17 protein-coding genes are annotated in these 19,175 nt (G+C 60.0%); 3 read left to right on the top strand and 14 right to left on the bottom strand.

Annotation, left to right across the window (positions count from 1 at the left end; all coding sequences use genetic code 11):
- Positions 1-74: 74 nt before the first annotated feature.
- From groL to HMPREF2849_RS07065, 9 genes are all read right to left on the bottom strand, one after another.
- Entirely contained in the window at positions 75-1,679 is a 1,605-nt protein-coding gene (groL, locus tag HMPREF2849_RS07110; RefSeq protein ID WP_049190355.1) for a chaperonin GroEL, read from the bottom strand.
- A gap of 19 nt (positions 1,680-1,698) precedes the next feature.
- A complete protein-coding gene (gene groES, locus HMPREF2849_RS07105) occupies positions 1,699-1,998 on the bottom strand; it encodes a co-chaperone GroES (protein ID WP_005510054.1) in 300 nt (99 codons plus the stop codon).
- A 457-nt stretch (positions 1,999-2,455) separates the two neighbouring features.
- Entirely contained in the window at positions 2,456-3,535 is a 1,080-nt protein-coding gene (gene tsaD / locus HMPREF2849_RS07095; protein ID WP_070438201.1) for a tRNA (adenosine(37)-N6)-threonylcarbamoyltransferase complex transferase subunit TsaD, read from the bottom strand.
- 58 nt (positions 3,536-3,593) lie between these two features.
- Positions 3,594-4,022, bottom strand: coding sequence for a hypothetical protein (locus HMPREF2849_RS07090; RefSeq protein WP_042388422.1), 429 nt, complete (start codon positions 4,020-4,022; stop codon positions 3,594-3,596).
- A 55-nt stretch (positions 4,023-4,077) separates the two neighbouring features.
- Positions 4,078-5,814 (bottom strand): pyruvate dehydrogenase, encoded by a 1,737-nt coding sequence (locus HMPREF2849_RS07085; protein ID WP_016422112.1) that lies wholly within the window; start codon positions 5,812-5,814, stop codon positions 4,078-4,080.
- 38 nt (positions 5,815-5,852) lie between these two features.
- Entirely contained in the window at positions 5,853-6,332 is a 480-nt protein-coding gene (gene rimI / locus HMPREF2849_RS07080) for a ribosomal protein S18-alanine N-acetyltransferase (RefSeq protein ID WP_049190359.1), read from the bottom strand.
- Entirely contained in the window at positions 6,329-6,979 is a 651-nt protein-coding gene (gene tsaB / locus HMPREF2849_RS07075; RefSeq protein WP_049190362.1) for a tRNA (adenosine(37)-N6)-threonylcarbamoyltransferase complex dimerization subunit type 1 TsaB, read from the bottom strand. The genes rimI and tsaB overlap by 4 nt, the downstream gene beginning before the upstream one ends.
- 30 nt (positions 6,980-7,009) lie before the next feature.
- Positions 7,010-8,623: an alanine racemase gene (gene alr / locus HMPREF2849_RS07070; RefSeq protein WP_070862808.1), complete on the bottom strand. Its 1,614-nt coding sequence runs from the start codon at positions 8,621-8,623 to the stop codon at positions 7,010-7,012.
- A complete protein-coding gene (locus HMPREF2849_RS07065) occupies positions 8,620-10,290 on the bottom strand; it encodes a bifunctional ADP-dependent NAD(P)H-hydrate dehydratase/NAD(P)H-hydrate epimerase (RefSeq protein ID WP_070862807.1) in 1,671 nt (556 codons plus the stop codon). Before HMPREF2849_RS07065 ends, alr begins: the two co-directional genes overlap by 4 nt.
- 24 nt (positions 10,291-10,314) lie before the next feature.
- Here HMPREF2849_RS07065 and HMPREF2849_RS07060 point away from each other — a divergent pair, with 24 nt between their 5' ends.
- Both HMPREF2849_RS07060 and HMPREF2849_RS07055 read left to right on the top strand, forming a co-directional pair.
- Positions 10,315-11,391, top strand: coding sequence for an esterase/lipase family protein (locus tag HMPREF2849_RS07060; protein ID WP_070862806.1), 1,077 nt, complete (start codon positions 10,315-10,317; stop codon positions 11,389-11,391).
- 219 nt (positions 11,392-11,610) lie between these two features.
- Positions 11,611-12,963 (top strand): HNH endonuclease signature motif containing protein, encoded by a 1,353-nt coding sequence (locus HMPREF2849_RS07055; RefSeq protein WP_070862804.1) that lies wholly within the window; start codon positions 11,611-11,613, stop codon positions 12,961-12,963.
- Here the strand turns inward: HMPREF2849_RS07055 and glmS are convergent.
- Complete coding sequence (glmS, locus tag HMPREF2849_RS07050) at positions 12,946-14,820, bottom strand: glutamine--fructose-6-phosphate transaminase (isomerizing) (RefSeq protein WP_049169965.1); 1,875 nt, start codon at positions 14,818-14,820, stop codon at positions 12,946-12,948. The genes HMPREF2849_RS07055 and glmS overlap by 18 nt on opposite strands.
- Before the next feature lie 111 nt (positions 14,821-14,931).
- Here glmS and HMPREF2849_RS07045 point away from each other — a divergent pair, with 111 nt between their 5' ends.
- Entirely contained in the window at positions 14,932-15,783 is an 852-nt protein-coding gene (locus tag HMPREF2849_RS07045; RefSeq protein WP_049169967.1) for a dienelactone hydrolase family protein, read from the top strand.
- Positions 15,784-15,798: 15 nt separating this feature from the next.
- Here HMPREF2849_RS07045 and HMPREF2849_RS07040 read toward each other — a convergent pair whose 3' ends face one another.
- The 4 genes from HMPREF2849_RS07040 to HMPREF2849_RS07025 all read right to left on the bottom strand — a co-directional run bounded on the left by HMPREF2849_RS07040 (position 15,799) and on the right by HMPREF2849_RS07025 (position 19,001).
- Positions 15,799-16,080, bottom strand: coding sequence for a hypothetical protein (locus HMPREF2849_RS07040; protein WP_049190377.1), 282 nt, complete (start codon positions 16,078-16,080; stop codon positions 15,799-15,801).
- On the bottom strand, positions 16,080-17,375 hold the full coding sequence (locus tag HMPREF2849_RS07035) for a hypothetical protein (RefSeq protein WP_070438135.1): 1,296 nt from the start codon (positions 17,373-17,375) through the stop codon (positions 16,080-16,082). Before HMPREF2849_RS07035 ends, HMPREF2849_RS07040 begins: the two co-directional genes overlap by 1 nt.
- A complete protein-coding gene (locus HMPREF2849_RS07030; RefSeq protein WP_049169972.1) occupies positions 17,375-17,710 on the bottom strand; it encodes a hypothetical protein in 336 nt (111 codons plus the stop codon). The genes HMPREF2849_RS07035 and HMPREF2849_RS07030 overlap by 1 nt, the downstream gene beginning before the upstream one ends.
- A 100-nt stretch (positions 17,711-17,810) precedes the next feature.
- Positions 17,811-19,001: a hydroxymethylglutaryl-CoA synthase gene (locus HMPREF2849_RS07025; protein WP_070429831.1), complete on the bottom strand. Its 1,191-nt coding sequence runs from the start codon at positions 18,999-19,001 to the stop codon at positions 17,811-17,813.
- Positions 19,002-19,175 lie beyond the last annotated feature (174 nt).

Here is a 19,175-nt window from a genome sequence, read left to right as displayed (position 1 = left end):
ACCGAGCGGACACACTTTTTGTCACTTAACCCGCATTTCACGTACTAGCAGCTAGCGCACTAGCTCACGGGAAATTAGTGAGCGTGATCGTGCTCCGGCTCCTCTTCCGGCTTGTCCACAACGGAAGCCTCAGTGGTCAGCAGCATGCGTGCCACGGAGGTTGCGTTGACGACTGCGGAGTGAGTGACCTTGACCGGGTCAATGACGCCGGACTCAATCAGGTTCTCGTAAGTGTCAGTAGCAGCGTTGTAGCCGTTGCCGTTCTCCAGCTCTCCGATGTGGTAAACGACAACTGCGCCATCCTTACCAGCATTCTCAGCAATCCAGAAAGCCGGACGGGTCAGAGCCTTGGCAACTGCACGGACACCGACTGCCTCGTCACCCTCGAACTCGTCAGCAAATGCCTCGAGTTCACGGGAAATCTGCACCAGTACGGAACCGCCACCGGCGATGACGCCTTCTTGAGCTGCTGCACGAGCAGCGTTAATGGCATCCTCAACGCGCAGCTTGCGCTCATTGACCTCGGTCTCGGTTGCAGCGCCGACCTTAATAACAGCCACACCGCCAGAGAGCTTCGCCAGACGCTCTTCCAGCTTCTCGCGATCCCAGTCAGAGTCAGTGCGCTCAATCTCGGCACGGATCTGGTTCCGACGCTCTTCCACGGCCTCAGCGGTGCCAGCACCGTCAACCAGGACGGTCTCGTCCTTGGTAATGGTGATGCGGCGTGCGTTACCCAGCACCTCAAGTCCAACGTCCTTCAGCTGCATGCCAGTGTCAGCCGTAACGACGGTTGCACCGGTGACAACTGCCAGGTCATCCATGAACGCCTTACGACGGTCACCGAAGTACGGTGCCTTCACTGCGGCGACCTTCAAGGTCTTGCGCATAGCGTTGATAACCAGCGCGGACAGAGCCTCGCCCTCGATATCCTCAGCCATGATCAGAGTCGGCTTGCCGGACTCGGCAATCTTCTCCAGAATCGGCAGGAACTCCGGCAGGGAGGAAATCTTCTCGCGGACCAGCAGCACCTGCGCACCGTCGAGAATTGCCTGCTGAGCCTCAACGTCGGTAATGAAGTACGGCGAGAGGAAGCCTTTGTTGAAGGACACGCCCTCGGTCACGGACAGCTCGGTGGCAATCGACTGCGACTCCTCCACAGAGACGACGCCGTCCTTGCCGACCTTGTCCATGGCACCTGCAACCAGGTCACCGATTTCAGTGTCGCGCGAGGAAACGGTTGCCACCTGCGCGATGGCAGCAGAGCTGCTGACCGGGGTGGCACGCTGCTTCAGCAGCTCAACCGCCTTGTCGGATGCAGCGTGAATACCGCGATTCAGAGAAATCGGGTTTGCGCCGGCTGCAACGTTGCGCAGCCCCTCGTGGACTAGCGCCTGTGCCAGCAGCGTTGCGGTAGTAGTGCCGTCACCGGCAACGTCATTGGTCTTGACCGCAACGGACTTAACCAACTGCGCGCCGAGGTTCTCAAACGGATCCTCAACGTCGATGTCGCGGGCGATGGTCACACCGTCATTGGTGACCAGCGGACCGCCGAAGGCCTTGTCCAGGACTACGTTGCGACCCTTCGGGCCAAGCGTGACCTTGACTGCGTCGGCAAGCGTGTCCACACCGCGCTTGAGGCCTTCGCGAGCCTCTTCGTTAAAAGCAATCAGCTTCGCCATGTGTGGGTACGTCCTCCCTTTAGTTCTCGATAACAGCCAGGATGTCGCGCTGCGACAGCAGCAGGTACTCCTCGCCCTGGTACTTCAGCTCAGTGCCGCCGTACTTGGAGAAGATGACGATGTCGCCCTCCTTGACGTCCATAGGAATGCGGTCATCGTCATCGGCCCAACGACCCGGACCAACTGCGATAACGGTAGCCTCCTGCGGCTTCTCCTTAGCGGAGTCCGGGATAACCAGGCCAGAAGCCGTGGTGGTCTCTGCTTCGTTGATCTGAACGAGGACGCGGTCCTCCAGCGGCTTGATGTTGACGTTCGCCACGATGAATTCCTCCATACATGCGGTGATGTGATGTTCTTGTGCCGGTTGGTCTGCCGTGCACAGCCGTCGTCGCGGGTGAACAACTGTGTGTCAAACAACCTTCGTTAGCACTCTACCTCTGCAAGTGCTAACACTCAACAACAGTGAGCGCTAATGCTAATTGGTCAGCTTGTCGGGGTTGCAAGCCATACGACCGAACACAGTAACCGTCATCCCGTGTTCCTTGATGTACTCATCCGTAAAGCAGGGGCCACCAGAACCAGTCGTGTAACGACTGTCTGGCTCCCTCCTTTGCCAGGCACCTTCGTCCCATTGGTAAACCGCCAGCCCCCACTGTTTGCGCGTCCACCTATCGCCCACCATCCGTCACAGGCGACAATCGTAAAGTTTTCCTCCGTGGTTGGGAACTCCGACGCCTCACAGTCTCCGCTAAACGGAGCCGAGGGGCAATCACTGCTTATTGCATTACAGGATCTTCCACAGGCATGGAGGGGTCGGTCGGGCAGGCGTAGCCAGAGGGCTTGACCCCCGCGGCAATGAGGTAGGCGGCAGCTGCGCCAATCATGACACCGTTGTCGGTGCACAACTTAATCGGTGGCACGTGCAGCGTAATTCCCGCCGAGGTAGCTCGCGCCGCTGCAAGTTCACGCAACCTCGAGTTCGCAGCCACACCACCACCGAGCAGCAGCGTAGTGGCCCCCACATCCTGAGCTGCGCGAACGGCCTTCTTGGTCAATACATCGCAGACCGCCTCCTGGAAGGAAGCACAGACGTCCTCTACGGAGTATTCACGACCTTCCTTCTCTGCCGCCTCGACATAGCGAGCCACGGCGGTTTTCAAGCCGGAGAAGGAGAAGTCATGGCGCGCATCCTGCTGGCGCATCATGGCGCGAGGAAACGCGATGGCCTTGCGATTTCCCTGCTTAGCCAACTTATCGATAATCGGGCCGCCCGGGTAACCCAACCCAAGCAGCCTCGAAACCTTGTCGTATGCCTCTCCGGCTGCGTCGTCAAGCGTCGATCCGAGCTCCTCCATCGGACGACCAACCCCCTGTACGCGCAGCAGCTGCGTGTGCCCGCCGGAAACCAAGAGCGCCACTGCGTTGGACAAATCCGCGCCGTCGAGAGCTCCGACAGCAACGTGGCCACCAAGGTGATTAATGCCGTAGAAAGGCACACCCCAGGCGGCGGCATAAGCCTTCGCGCCTGCCGAACCGACCAGCAGCGCACCAGCGAGACCGGGTCCCACGGTAGCGGCGACGGCATCTGGGATAAAAGTATCGATACCGAGCTTGGCAGCTGCTTGCGCGCGCGCCTCGGAGACTACTGGCTGCAGGGCTTCCAAATGAGCGCGGGAAGCAATCTCCGGGACCACACCACCGAAGCGGGCGTGCTGTTCCATGGAGGATGCGACGACGTCGGCAAGCACTTCCACCTCGGGAATGGCGGGGGTGCTGGTGTCGGTGTCGTCGTAGCGCACACGCATCACTGCAGCGCCAGTCTCATCGCAGGAACTCTCGATTGCCAGCAGGGTCAACTCGGTCATAGCAGTCATGGTACTAGCGCACCACCGGGTCACTTACCAGCGACCGAGTTTAAATTTCGAGGCGACCGAGGTTCCGCACAGCGGCACGCCAGAGAGCGTATTCCTCTGGGTAGTCATCGCGGTAGTGACGCACGGCGCGCATACCGTGCTTAATACGCTCGATTTCCTCGTCGCCGATATCCTTGCCCTCGGCGTCGACAAATACGACCGTTCCGCAAATTGCGGTGGTGGGGTCGGTAAAGAAAGCCGAGTTGCCCGTAGCAGCCTCATTGCGGCCGAGGGACGCGACCGGATTCGGTTCAGCGCCCTCAGCCTTGGCCGTCGGGTTGTAGAGAGCGGCGTAATCGGCGCCGTCTTCTTGGAATGCCACCGAAACACGGTCGGAGGAAACTCCGCCGAGGAATGTAGCAGCGGCCTCCAACTCAAATTCGACGATGCGATGCGTCAGGTCAGGGTTCACCAGAAAACCTTTAATCATGGAAACAGAGGTACCGCACCGCACCCACTCCCGCATCTCGAGAGCGCTACCCCCACTATGGCCGCGGGATGTTGCGGAGGTTCGACCGTGCCATGTTGATCATCTGACCAACGCCGCCGCCGAAGACGGTGCGAGTAGCGGCCTTGGAGAATCCCATCAGCATGTCCCAGGTGATGTTTGCCGGGATGGACAGGGCATTCGGGTCGGTGATCATATCCACCAGCACCGGGCCGTCGTATGCCAGCGCCTCTTGAATCAGGCGAGGCGCATCGGCCGGATCTTCAATTCGGATGGCCTTGATACCCAACGACTCTGCGACTCCGGCGTAGTCCACTGCGTCGTGGTCGGTCTCGTGCTCCGGCAGCCCCTGAACCAGCATTTCCAGCTTGACCATGCCGAGCGAGGAGTTATTGAACACAAACATCTTGATGGGCAGCTGCTCCTGCTTCACGGTGATGAGCTCACCGAGCAGCATTGACAGGCCACCGTCACCGTTGAAGGTAATGACCTGACGGTCCCGGTCAGCAGCCTGCACACCAATGGCCTGCGACAGTGCATTGGCCATGGTGCCGTGACGGAAAGAACCAATCTGCTCTCGCTTGCCATTCGGCGTGACGTAGCGTGCAGCCCAGACATTGCCCATGCCGGTATCCACGGTGAAGACGGCATCGTCATCGGCGTACTTATCAATCAGGTCGGCTACATACTCCGGGTGAATCGGGCGCATGTTCTCAACGTCGTGGGTGTATGCCTCGATGACGTGGCTGAGCAGGCGCTCGTGGTTCCGCAGCTGCTTGTCCAGGAAGGAGCGGTCGGTCTTTTCATCCAGGTGCGGCAGGATGGTTTCGATTGTGGCAGCCACATCGCCGACGACTGGGTACTTCACCGTGGTACGACGACCGATGGCACGACCATCGATATCGACCTGTGCGACGTTCTTAGTCGGCAGGAAGTCGTTGTACGGGAAGTCAGTACCGAGCAGAATCAACAGATCAGCATCGTTGGAGGCATCGTGGCAGGCGCCGTAGCCCAGCAGGCCGGACATGCCGACGTCATAGGGATTGTCGTACTGGATGTACATCTTGCCACCCAGCGCATGTCCCACCGGCGACTTAATTTTCTCCGCAAGCTTGAGCACCTGTTCGCGGGCGTCCTTCACGCCTGCGCCACAGAAAAGCGTGACCGTTTTAGCCTCGTTGATTGCGTCGGCAAGCGCGGCGGCCTGACCGGCGTCAGGGAATACGACTGGGCGACCGCTGCTGATTGTGGAGGTGACGAACTCATCATTTTCCACTTCATGCGTTGTAATGTCGCCCGGCAGAACCAGCACGGAAACACCGTGGCCAGTCATGGTCGACTGGATAGCGTGATGCAAAACAACGCCACCCTGCTCAGCGGAGTTGACCATCTCGCAGTAACCGGAGCACTCGTTGAAGATGAACTCCGGATGGGTCTCCTGGAAGAAGTTCGAGCCAATCTGGCGGGAAGGAATGTGCGATGCCAGCGCCAGCACCTTTGCGCCGTTGCGGTGGGAGTCATACAGGCCCTGAATGAGGTGGGTATTACCCGGGCCGCAGGAGGCCGCACACACTGCTAATTCGCCGGTGACCAGGGACTCCGCGCCGGCGGCGAAGGCGGCAGCCTCTTCGTTGCGAACGTGCACCCACTCAATGGAGGACTCGCGCACAGCGTCGACAATGGGGTTCAAACTATCTCCAACGAGTCCGAAGATTCGCTTGACCCCCTGCTTCTCTAGGGTTTCTACGAGCTGTTTTGCAAAGGTTTTAGCCATGTGCCTGGTTTAACGCAGATTAGTCAATACGTCAACATCTAGCTGGCCAACTCAGGCCGACACATCGTGTACGCATCCGCCCCAGAGCCCGGATAATAGTTCTTTCGCAGCCCCATATTTTCGAAGCCATAGCGCCGATACATAGCGATTGCGGGTTCGTTATCTGTGCGAACTTCCAAAAACACCGGGCCCGGATCCTCCGCCACAGCTGCCATCAGCGCGTCCATCAGCTGCGTCCCAAAGCCCCGGCGCTGCCACTTCTTCCCCACCCCGATGGTGTGAATCTCGTATTCGGCGGCCCCCGCAGGCCCCAGCTTGGTAATCCCCGCATAGCCGCACAGTTCTTCGTCCTCGTCTACATCTGCAATCAGCCCGACGTAGAAATTGTTCGGCGCGGCCAGCTCTGCCATAAAGGCCGATTCCGGCCAGGGATCGTCGCCGGCAAACAGCTCCGCCTCAATCGCCGCACACGCCTTGGCCGCAGGAGGTCCGAGACGCACTAGCTTGACGACGCTCATCTCATAGCCTTCGGGACAACGGCATCCGGACGGCGCAAGTACAGCGGCACCAGTGGGCCCGGCGCGGAGTCAAAGTCGACCGCTTCAACCATGGCTGTCGGAGTGGGAAAGACTTGTTCGGCAGCAACCTCAAGCCCGGCAATTTGCTCGATGTGGCTGAGACTGCCGCGGGCCTGGCTCGGCGCGAAGTCGGCGGCTTCTGCTGCAAGTTCTTCCTTGAGCAGCTCCATGACGTCGGCTGGCTTGGCCACTGCCGGACCGAAAACCCGCTGGCCATCGCGGTAGGCGGCGAAGTACACCTCGCGGCGGCGGGCATCGGTGACGACCAGTTCATCGCCAACCCCACCCGCAAGCGAATCCAGGCTGCAGATGCCGTAGCAGGGAATTCCCAGAGCGTCGGCGAAGGAGGCTGCGGTGGCCATACCAACGCGCAAGCCCGTAAACGGCCCCGGCCCACAGCCGACAACCACGGCATCTAGCTCGGTTGCCGCCACCCCACTGTCAGTGAGGCACTGCTGAATCAGCGGCACCAGCACCTCGTTGTGCGCACGGGCATCCAGGTGCAGCTTTTCGGCCACGGTTTCACCATCGCGGACAATTCCCGCGGTGACCTGTGGAGTCGATGTGTCAACGGCCAAAATGTTCATACTCAGTAACCTACTTGAACCGACTTGAAGCTACTTGCTCCACGTCCAGGTGACGACGCGGGCATCGTCGTCACGCGAACGATCGATACTCACCTGTAGATAGCGCTCGGAGAGCACCTCGGCGAGCCCCATTCCCCACTCGGCGACCACGACGCTGTCCTCAAGGTCGGTGTCCAAATCGAGCGAGTCCAGCGCATCGAAGGCCTCGCCATCGGAGCCGGGTCCCTCTTCGCCGAAGAGTCGATAGGCGTCGACGTGGATGAGGGTGACGCCGTCGGTTGCCAGCGGACGGTGCTCGCGGGCGATTGTGAACGTCGGCGACGTCACGCGACCGCGCACATTCATGCCGCGGGCGATGCCCTGCGTGAGGGTCGTTTTGCCCGCGCCGAGTGGGCCATCGAGAATCACCAGATCCCCAGCTGCCAACTCCCGGCCAATTTCCTCGCCGAGGTCACGCATGTCCTCTGCGGTTGGCGCGATGCGGCTGCGCACCCACTTTCGCTCGCTGCGTCCCTTTGGCGCAGTGAGGATTTCGTAGTTAATGGTGCCGGATGCCTCCGCGAGGTCATCGAGACCGGGCTCCCCCAGTGTGGGATCACCGACGATAACCGCAGTGTCGCCGGCCTCGACTTCGGTGTCGGGCCCCAGGTCGACGACGAATTGATCCATACACACGCGCCCTACCTGCGGATAGCGCGTGCCATTGATGCTGACCTCGAAATGCCCGGAGGCCGAGCGCATCATACCGTCGGCGTAGCCACAGGGCACGATGCCGATGGTGGTATCGCGGTCAGCTGTCCACGTCTGTCCGTAGGACACCGACTGCCCCGCCGGCAGCTTCTTGACCAATATGACCGACGCTTCCCACCTCATCGCCGGACGCAATCCATGGGTGATCCCCACAATTGGCTCGCCACCATAAATCGCCAGCCCTGGACGCACCATATCGAAGGCCAGGTCAGGACGTGACAACGATGCCGGCGAATTCGCCGCATGGTTAATCAGCTCGTCCAGCCCCGCCTCACGCAGTGCCGCAATCGCAGCACAGAAATTCTGTGCCTGCTTATCGACGCTCTCGTGGCCCGGCTCATCCGCGCACGCAAAGTGCGTGAAAGCACCGGTGACGTTCAGAGCACCGGTCTTGTGCAGCTCAACCAGCTGAGCGACCGCATGCTCAAAGTCCCCATTGGCCATAGAGAATCCCGAGCGCCCCAAGCCCGTATCGACCATCACCGTCACACGTGGTGTCACCGACAGCGCCCGCCCGGCATTGGCCACGGCCAGCGCATGAACCATCGACGGCAGACCGAGGTCAATATCTGCAGCCACAGCTCGCTGCACCAACGAGGTGGCCGCTGCGTCCCAGATCCAGGCAAGGATGGGGATGGCGTGGCCGTCGTCAAGCGTGGCGCGGAGTTCCTCGCGGAGGGAGAGCGCCTCGTCGATTGTTGCGACACCGAGCTGCGTTGCCCCGCCGGCCAGCGCGGCACGCGCGGTCTGCAGCGCACCCTGCGAGTAGCCGTCCGCCTTGACGACGGCCATGAATTCCGACACCCCTGCGATGGCCTTGACGGTCTTCACATTGTGGGTGATCGCGTCGAGATTAACGGTATGGGTCAGGATGGCTGGTGCCGAGGAAGTCATAGCCGTATTTTGCCACTGCTGCCTTCGTTGGTGAACCATGCGGTGGCATCTCGGATGGATTCGGCGATGTCCTGGGCGCTGCAGGGTGCTGGTCCGAACTCTGTCTGCGCGGCCAAAAATGCGGCGCGCGCATGAATAATTGCTGGTAGATAGAGGGCTTCGCCACGCGCTACCCAGGCGCCGAGGAGCCCGGACAGTACATCGCCAGAGCCCGGCGTGGCTGCCCAGGAGCTACCCGCGTCAATCACGACTGTGCGCTGCGTTGTCGGATTGACCATCACAGTGCGGCGTCCCTTGAGCAACACTTCGGAGGAGAACTGCTCGGCAAGTTCACGCGCATCTGCGATGGGGTTAGTGACCTCGTGCCCGGTCAGGCGCTCGAATTCACCGGCGTGCGGCGTGAGAACAGTGCGCAGGTTGCGCTCCTGGCCGCGCTCACGAACGAGCTGTCGGATGTCCTCATGCTTCGACAGCAGTGTCAGTGCGTCAGCGTCGATGACCACTGGTTTGTCAGTGGCCAGAATGTCTCGCAGTTCCTCGGCGGCTTTCTCATCAGTGCCCCGACCGGGACCGACGACCCAGGCATCGACGCGTACCTCTTTGCGATCCACCGAGTCCTGCTGCGTAATGACCGTCGGCAAGGCTGCGGTGATGCGGTTACGTGCGGCCGCGTCGCCGACATAGATGACCGCGGGACTGGTCGCATGCACGGCAGCGGTGACGCACAGCTGACCTGCGCCGGGATACGCCTCGCTACCGGCGGCGATTCCTGTAACTCCAGTGGAGTACTTGTGGTCTGCAGCACCGGGTTCGAGCGGGGTCATCGCGCCAAGTGGTGCCGGAAAGCTCCCGCCTAGGGCTTCGTAGAACTCCACGGTCGGAGTCTGGTGGTGGACGGCATTGTAGGTACCGTTTTCATAGAGCGTCTGCCCCAGTCCTGGAAGTTCGAGGGAGAAGGCATCGAGCGCAATTTCGTGTAATTCGACGGTGCCACAGGATTCGGACAGCGAGTGCGCGTAGCGCAGACCGCCGAAAGTCACCGTTGTCGTGGCCTCGACGTGAGATGGCAAGTACGGGTTCTGTCCCTCCTCCAAATCAGGGTCTGGATTGATGGTCTGGGCAGGCGGGTCAAAAGTACGCCCAGTATCGGCTTCTACGCCGCTCGGCACATCAACCGCGAGAATGGGAACTTTGCCCAACCGCGCTTCGCGCACCAACCACGCGGCCTCTTCACGCAGCGCGCCGTGACCTCCGAGCCCCACGATGCCGTCGATGATCAATGCGTAGTCTTCACTAATCGACCACAGAATCTTCGATAAATCCGTCTCCCGGTCACACCCCAACGGCAGCACCCGCCCACCTGCGAGTTCAAAAGCTTTCAGCGCCCGTTCATGCGGCTTCGAGCCCAGCAAAACCGCATCCACGCCATGCCCATCCGAGGACAAGTTTCGGCCAGCATAGAGTGCATCGCCACCATTGCCTCCCGATCCAACCAACAGCAGCACGCGACCGCGACCAGGCTCCGGAGATGCCCCTGAGAGCATCCGCTCCGCCACCTCCGACACAGCGGCGGCTGCGTGGCGCATGAGTTCGTCGTCACGCGTTTGTGCGTCCAGATAGGGCTGTTCCGCGACGCGAATTTCGGCAGCTGTGTAGCAGTACGTCATAAACCCAGCCTACGATTAGCCCCTATGGATGACTACTCCCCGAGCACACGAGTTTTCGGCCCTCTACTGCGCGCCTTTCCCCAGGCATACCTGCGCTCGTTGCGTCATCCCGAATGGATCCCCCACGGCGTGCAGGACGTTCGCGAAATCCTCGACGGAAAAGCCACTCCTGACCTGGACAGATACAACGGTCGCACACCAATTGTCCTGGTTCACGGCACCTGGATGAACTCGTTCAACTCCTTCGCCATGTTGGGGCCGTTCCTCGCCCGGAATCGCCCCGTATTCTCACTCGATTACGGCTCCGACCCCGCCGCGCTGGTCAGCCGTCTCCGTAGCGTCAAAGCCACCACCGATTTAAGCGATGCGCTCGCCGAAGTCACCGACCTTCTCGACCGCTTCCGTGCCCAACTCTCCCTACCCCGCCTCGACCTCATCGGCCATTCCCAGGGCGGTCTACACTGCCGCAGCTACGCTAACGCAGTCATCGATTCGCTTTACGACGAAGCTCTGAACCATGGCCTCAACGAAGAAGAAGCCGAGCAGTACGCCTCCGACAACAGCCCCGTGCGTGCAGTCATCTCGCTTGCGGGAAACCACCGAGGCACTACTGCGTGGGGCATGCGCCGAAGGCTCAGTGCCCTTGAGCGATGCGGTCTACCGATGCACAAACTCGTCGACCGCCTTGTCGGCCGTGCCTGCATTCAACAGCTGCTGGACTCTGACTACATTGCGACTCTGAACCGCGCAGCGCGTGGCATTACCCGACGTGGTCCGCACTACCTGAATATCGGCACCCCTTTTGACACCGTGGTTCGCCCGTGGACCGGCGCCTTTTTGCCCGAACAAGAGGGGCACCACATTACGAACGTCAACAATGCCACTGGCGGTGGCGACTGGTCTGATCACCTCGCACTGCTCTACTCCCCCAATACGCTCGAACGCATTCACGAGTTCTTGGAGGAACTGGATGGCGCTGAAGCTGGTGATGTTCCGCATCATCCGCGACAGCGAGTCCTGCCTATGTACGGTGCCCTGCCGAGGAGGCTCGGGCGGAGGGGTCTCGGACGGAGGGGGTCCGGGCGGAGGGGCCGGATCTAATTCAGCACAGAATTTTAGAACGTATTTCCAGAATTCTATTGACACTGCTTCAAACAGGTGTACGATTTGGGCTGTAGGGAAAATTTGTAAGCGAAAGTTCTTTGTCTGGTGCACAGAAGTCGGCGGGACTGGTTGAAACAGCCTCCACCACGCTTCTCTCCACCACAGAACACAATCTTCAATTCTCCGGCGGACACGTAGTAATCAGGGGGATAACCAATGTCATCGCCGCCCACAGAACTTCCAGCACCAGGTCAAAAGCCCTCATGGGCCAACCAGCAATCCGACGATCCCATTAGCATCGCGGCCCGTGCCATCAACGCCGCAGACCTTCAACTCATCGATATCTGCGCTCCCGGTGACGAGGTCGATGTCAATCACCATCTTGCCCGCATAAGCATTCGAACTGGCCTTAGCCGCGGCAAGTGTTCTACGCTGTGCGAAATTGCGCTGATGCTCGAACGCCTACCAAAAGTCCGGGCTCTCATCGAATCCACCTTCTGTTTCTCGTTAGCCCATCTCCGCGCCATCGCCAATGGCGTTGCCGGGCTGTCACCAGATCAGTTCGACACGGTAGAGCCCCATCTTTTGGAAATGCTCACTCCGACGCGACCTCGACAAGCAATGGTTGGTGTCTACACGCTGTCTCGTCTAATCGGCGACTTGGTTTCTGAGTACAACGACTGCGCCCGCAACGACGGCACCCAACGGGTTCCAGAAGGCGAAGCGGTCGCACTCGCCGACACGGGCGATGGCAAGCACAAAAAGGTCACAGCAATCCTTGAAAACGACCGCGCGACCGAGCTCATGGCCAGGATTCAGGGGATTCGCAACACCGCAATCAATCGCGGTGAACAGTGCACGCAGGCGGAAGCGCTACTACAGCTGGCACAAAAATCGACCAATGCCGAGATTGTCATCAATGTCTACCGCGAGGTCGGCGGTGGGCCAGCATGGATTGATGGCATCGGCTGGTTGAGCGAGGTAGCCACCGAAGAATGGATTGCTCGCGCAACTCACATCCGTATCTCCGCCGATAGCAAGGTGGACGGTTACCGCCCCACCGAGAGCCAGGTGGCTCGCGTCCGTGGGCGTGACGGTACCTGCCGCTTCCCCGGCTGCGACGTCCCGGCAGCCAAGTGCGACCTGGACCATATTCAGCCGTACAACCACGACAATCCCAAGCACGGCGGGCCGACTGACACGGAGAATCTGCACTGTCTCTGCCGCCGACACCACAATCTAAAAACGCACGAGGGCTGGGATATCGACAGATACCCCGACGGAACAGAAGTGTGGACTTCCCGTAATGGGGACACCGCGACTAGCGTTCCGGTTGGGCCGCTAAAGAACGTCGGCAAGCAAACTTTTCATCAGCGTGTGACACGGAAGATGAAGACGATTCAGAAACGCAACCTCGATTGGATGTTGTCATTTTGCCATGTATCCGATGAGGTCTGGGACCTATCCGAGGAAGAAGCAAAACGCATCGAGTCCCTCACGGATGAAGAACTCGATGCGGAGATTGAGCAGTACCGACGAAAGCAGGACGAACTACTCGACGGTGACTGACTTAGCCAGGTTGCGCGGCTTATCGATGTCCTCGTTACCGCACTGGCGAGCGATCTCAGCTGCCAGGAACTGCATCGGAATCGTAGACAACAGCGGCTGGAGCAGCGTGGACGTCTCCGGGATTTCAATCAGGTAGTTCGCAAAAGGAACCACCGACTGATCCCCTTCTTCGGCAATCACGATGGTCTTGGCACCACGGGCACGAATCTCCTGGATGTTGGAGACAATCTTGGAGTGCAGCACGGCGCGCCCCTTCGGCGATGGCACTACGACGACGACCGGAAGATCATCCTCGATGAGTGCAATTGGGCCATGCTTGAGCTCGCCTGCCGGGAACCCCTCTGCGTGAATGTAGGCAAGCTCCTTGAGCTTCAGCGCACCCTCAAGTGCGACTGGGAAACCAACGTGACGGCCGAGGAAGAGCATCGTCGGAATAGCACCGATTTCCTTGGCCGTGTCGATGAACTCATCGCCCTTAGCGACGACCTTGTCAATCAGTGCCGGGATGGTCTCCAGCTCTTCAAACTCGCGAGTGACCTCGTCCGGGTACTTAGTGCCGCGTGCCTGGGCAAGAGCCAAACCGACCAGGTAGTTTGCGGCTACCTGCGCCAGGAACGACTTGGTTGCAGCAACACCAATCTCCGGGCCGGCGTGCGTATAGAGCACGGCGTCAGACTCACGTGGAATCTGTGCACCGTTGGTGTTACAGACAGCCAGCACGCGGGCGCCCTGGCTCTTTGCGTGTCGCACGGCCTCAAGGGTGTCAGCAGTCTCGCCCGACTGCGAAATAGCGACCACCAGCGTCTGGCGGTCCAGCACCGGATCGCGGTAGCGGAACTCGGACGCGACCTCAATCTCGACCGGGATACGAACCCAGTGCTCAATGGCGTACTTGGCCAACAAACCGGAGTGGTATGCGGTACCACAGGCGACGACGAAGACCTTCTCGATGTCACGCAGATCTTGGTCACTCAGGCGGGACTCGTCGAGAACGATGCGGCCGTCAACGAGGTGACCGGCCAACGTATCGCGGACGGCGGCAGCCTGCTCGTGGATTTCCTTCATCATGAAGGAGTCATAGCCACCCTTTTCGGCTGCGGCGAGATCCCAGTCGATGGTGAATGGTCGACCCTGCTGCTCGTTGCCGGCGAAATCCAGGATGCGGTAATCATCTGCGGTGATGATGACGACGTTGTCCTGACCCAGCTCCACGGCCTCGCGGGTGTGTGCGATGAAAGCCGCAACATCGGAGCCGAGGAACATTTCGTTTTCGCCCACACCGACAATCAGCGGAGTGGAGCGACGAGCAGCGATGATGCGGTCCGGGTGGTCTGCATGAGTAAACAGCAGCGTAAAAGCACCCTCGAGGCGGTTGAGCACGGACAGCGCAGAGGCCTCGAAATCACCAGCGGTAGATCCGCCGTCGGAACCGTCCAGGGCACGGGCGAGCATGTGCGCGGCGACCTCGGAGTCGGTTTCGGACTTCAGCTCAATGCCGGCATCCTCCAGCTCCTGACGTAGCGGAGCAAAGTTCTCGATAATGCCGTTGTGGACGATAGCCACCTTGCCGTCATAGGACTGGTGTGGGTGGGCATTCTCATCAATTGGGCGACCGTGGGTAGCCCAGCGGGTGTGCCCAATTCCGGTGGTTCCAGTGATTTTGTCGCGCCCATCCGCATCAAGGGCAGCCTCGAGGTTGGCGAGTTTACCGGCCTTCTTCTCTACAGTGATATGCCCCTGATCGTCGACAATGGCAACACCCGCGGAGTCATAGCCACGGTATTCCATGCGTCGTAGCGCATCGACAGCAATATCCAGGGCGGGCTGATGGCCCGCATATCCAACGATTCCACACATGCCCTACAGAATAACCCGCGAAGCGGAAAATCGTCATAACGAAATAGACATTCTCGCTCATCCTGGCACTTTTTCAGCAAAGGTATGCACCTTATAGTTAAGCTATTCACTGTGGCTGACAACTTGAAGACTCTGACATCTAATCTTTCCAAGCGTGGACCGCACCGCGTCATGGTCGGTGATCTCGCTTTTACTGGCCTGCCGGGAAAGGTCTACACGCCTGCCGAGGGCAATGGCATCCCCGGTATCGCTTTCGCACACGATTGGCGCACACCGATTGAGGAGTACCACGCCACGCTGCGTCACCTAGCTTCGTGGGGCATCGCGGTCGCTGCTCCGGACACCGAAAATGGCATCGTGGCAGACCACCGTGGTCTCGCCAACGATTTGGAGACAGCGCTCCAGATTCTCGCTGGTGTCCGCCTCGGTGAGGGCAAAGTCGTCGTCCACCCGAAGAAGCTTGGCGTTGCCGGCCACGGCATGGGCGCAGGTGTAGCCGTCCTCGCCGCTGCTGGTCACGACCTCATCTCCGGCGTTGGCTGCGTCTTCCCCGCAACTACCGCGCCTTCCTCCAGCGCCGCTGCAACTAATGTCTCGGCCCCGGGCCTCGTCCTGGCTCCTGGCGAGGATCAGTGGCTCGATCGCGGCAACCCGGCTCGCCTGGCTGTTCAGTGGAAGGGCGATGTCGTTTACCGCGAAGTAGACAAGGCTGACCAGGGCAGCTTCTCGGAAACAACTCTTCTCCGTCGTCTAGCGGGCTTCTCTTCCTCCAAGGTGAAGTACCAGGAGGTCGCGCGCGCCGCACTCACAGGCTTCCTGCTGGCCACGGTCGGTGACGACAAGAAGTACTCAGATTTCGCAGACCCGACCGCCACTATCAAGGGCACAACTAACCGCGACATGGAGTGGCTCATCAAGGAGCTGCCGGAAAACCCGGAGCACTCGCTGATTCCCGGCAAGTAGTCACTAGGCCACGCTTCAGGACACGCCCCGAATCGACTTCACCGTCGGCGTCCCTTTCCCCGCCCGCCCGAACAACCGCGTAACGGTTCCCTTCGGTCGGGCGGTTTTTTGTTGCTTTTCGACGCCCGCCGCCACCTCCCTCTCCTTAATTTCGCGTGCTTTACGACGCTCCTCCAAACCCTGCAATTCTTTCTGTGCCCTCTGTACCGCCGTATCGAACTCCTGCCTAGTCATTGCAGCAGCGTCGTAATAGGCCTGCCCAATCCGGTCATATTTCGCGGCATGCTTACTCCCCATTACCACTCACCTGCCGTTGGCGAATTGACCGCGCCCACAAGCTCCTGGGCGTTGGGCTGCTCAGGGGGCTCGGGCACAGCTGAAGCAGATTCCTGCACTGATGCTGCCGAATCCTGGGCTGGTGCTGGCTGCGGCTCTGCTTGTGGTTCTGGCTGCGGTTCCGCTCGCTGTTCTGCTTGCGTCTCCTGTGGCAGCTCGATTCCCAAGTGCTTTAGTTTCTCAGCTGGAGGAGGCGGTTCAGGAACATTTTCAGGTTCGGGCTCGGGTTCAGGTTCGGGCTTGGGTTCAGGTTCGGGCTTGGGTTCTGGTTCGGGTTCCGGCACACAGTCCTCCGGCGCAGGAGCTGGTGCTGGTGCTGGTGCTGGCGCAGGTGCCTGTTCGCACACTGGCTCTTCCGTCTCCGTGCACATGTCTAAGTTGAGCAGTGAGGACGCGACACTGCCTGCAACCCCGACAGCTCCCGCAATTCCAGCGATACTGGCCGCCCCGGCAGCGCCAATGGCACCTCCAACGGATATTCCAGCAGCAACGCCTGCCTCTATCCCAATATCAACGTTGGCAACGACCCCAATTCCACCAGCGGTAGCACCGTTGCCACCGGTTACAGTAGCTCCTTCGCCACTCCCAGACTCAGCCACCTCTGCACAGGCCGCCGAGGTAGCACCCGAACTGGCTGGAACAGTAGGAGGCTGCGGCGGGGTGGCGACCACCGCGGCCTCAGTGTCACACGCTGCCTGCTCAAGACACTGCTCGATGCAACTATTACGCGCATCGTAGAGCTGACCAGTGGAGTCGACGAGACTGTTACACACCTGCTGGGCCACTTGTGCGGCTTCGGCGCCGACCTCCGGATCGTCGACAAGCGCTTCGCACTGAGAGAGGATGCCGTCGGTTTGCTCAGCCATATCTTCGGCCTGCTTCTCGCAATCCTCAAGGACCTCGTCGACTTTCTTGCCGCACTCGCCGACGCTCTGCGCGCCATTGGCGGACTGCTCATCCTGATTCGCACAGTCCTGCGCAGCTTTATCGCAGCGCTCCTTGGCGGCGTCGGCGGCATCGCCTTTCAAACCGCCCCAATCGAAAGCCATAGCAATAGTTATCGCGGAGGCTATCAACCCCACGGAGTTAGAGAACTTGGACAGGGCGCTGCCCTTCCAGCCGTCAGCGCGTCGCACCTTATCCAAGACTTTGGGCAGATTCTTGCCGATGCCGCCAACCCCGCGCTTGGCTCCAATACGGCTTCCACGGCCAATAACACGCACCAATATCGGAAGAATTCGAGCAACCCATGGCATCAGTCCACTACCTCAATTCCACCGAGGTCGGCGCTCCCGGCGCTGTCACAGCCTGCAAAGACACGCCACTGTTCCCGCACTGCCGGAGCATGATTGCCAAGTCCCGCGTACATCGATTGCCCGTGCTCACGCAGCCTCGCTGCCGCCTGCTGCAGACGGCGCCCCTGGGCGGCAAAACCCTGGCCACAATCTGCTGCGGAAATATCAGGAGCGCTTCCCCACCGCTCATGGCCTTCACGGCCGCGCTGCTCGATCTCTCGGGCAGCCGCTGTCACTGCATCTTCCGAAAAGTGCAGCAAGCCTCCGCCACTGCCTCCAGTAAAACGTGCGGACACGAAAAATCCCCTTCCCCGCGAAAAACAGTTCTTATTACTGTTAGGCGCGAAAAAAGAGGATTCGGTTCCGTCTAAGTACTAGCGCGGGTGCCCCCGGGGGCTAACGAGCGCGGTAGATGCGCTTACACCCCTCAACACCGGTGAAGCTGAATGGGCCGGTGCCAATCAGGGCGTCGTCTCCCAGGTTGGAGTACTCACCCGGATCTTCATGCGTCACCTGAGCGTGGCGGTAGTAGGTCGGATCATCGAGCTTCACGCGTTCAGCCAGTTCACGCGCATTATCTGCGGCGCGTAACTGGGACTCGTAGCCCTCGACCACATTGCCGGTGAGGAACTCAGCAACCGAGCCGGAACCGTAGGAGACAACAGCGACCTTCTTACCAGCCAGGTCCTTCTCGGTATCCAGCAGCGAGAGCAGGCCGAAGTAGGCCGATGCGGTGTAGGAGTTACCGATGATGCGGTTGTACTCGGTGGTTGGGCCGAGCTGGCGGGCCTCGTCCTCCGCGGTGAGCTCCACACCGTTATTGGCCGAAAGCTGCCGGTGCGCCTTGTAGGCCATCTTGGTAAACGGCTGGTGGTAGCTGAAGTAGTCAATCTCGCTGAAGTCCACACCGCCGCGGGCACGGTAGTCCTCGTAAGCACCCTGAACAGCGTCGATGTAAGCACTAATAGAGAGCTTGCCCTCCACCAACGCCTGGCTGCGGTGGTTCGGCCGCCAGAAGTCCATAACTTCGCGGGTAAAGACGCCCGAAGCCGCATCGATAGCCAGGATGCGCGGATTAGCGGTCACCAGCATGGCTACAGCACCTGCGCCCTGGGTCGGCTCCGCAGCGGAGTCCAGGTCATAGCGGGCAATGTCGGAGGCGACAACGATGACCTTCTCCTCCGGATTGCGGGCCACCAGAGCGCACGCGAACTGCAGCGCCGCGGTACCGGAGTAGCAAGCCTGCTTCAGCTCGACAGATCGCGCGTGCGGGTCAAGACCGACCAGCTCGTGGACATAGACAGCAGCGGCCTTCGACTGGTCGATACCGGTCTCAGTGGCGAACATGATGGTGCGCACGCCGTCGATACCGTGGCGGTCAACGATCTTCTTCACCGCGGCCGCGGCCATCGTCACCGGATCTTCATCAGAGGCAACCACGCTGGAGCGTTCCTGCCCCAGGCCCTTGTGGTACTTTGCCGGTTCCGCTCCGAGTCGGGGCGCAATATCGGCGAGGTCAATGCAGTACGAACCCGTCGCAAAGGCGATGTCATCAATACCGATCGGGGTCACATTGCTTGTTGTCATCAAAACCGTGCCTTCACTACCTCTACAGATTTTTAAGAAATAACGGGCAACGAAACATCCCCATGTCATCAGAGCAGTCATCAGACCACGGGATATTTTGCCCACAAAATTTTAATTGCCTACTACAGAAATCTAGCGCGTTTACCTGAGATTTGTCTTAGGTTTTGCGAATTG

The organism is Corynebacterium sp. HMSC073B01 (assembly GCF_001838255.1).
GTDB lineage: Bacteria > Actinomycetota > Actinomycetes > Mycobacteriales > Mycobacteriaceae > Corynebacterium > Corynebacterium jeikeium_D.
Note: the sequence above shows the minus strand (reverse complement) of the source record. Positions and strands in the feature narration are given on the sequence as shown.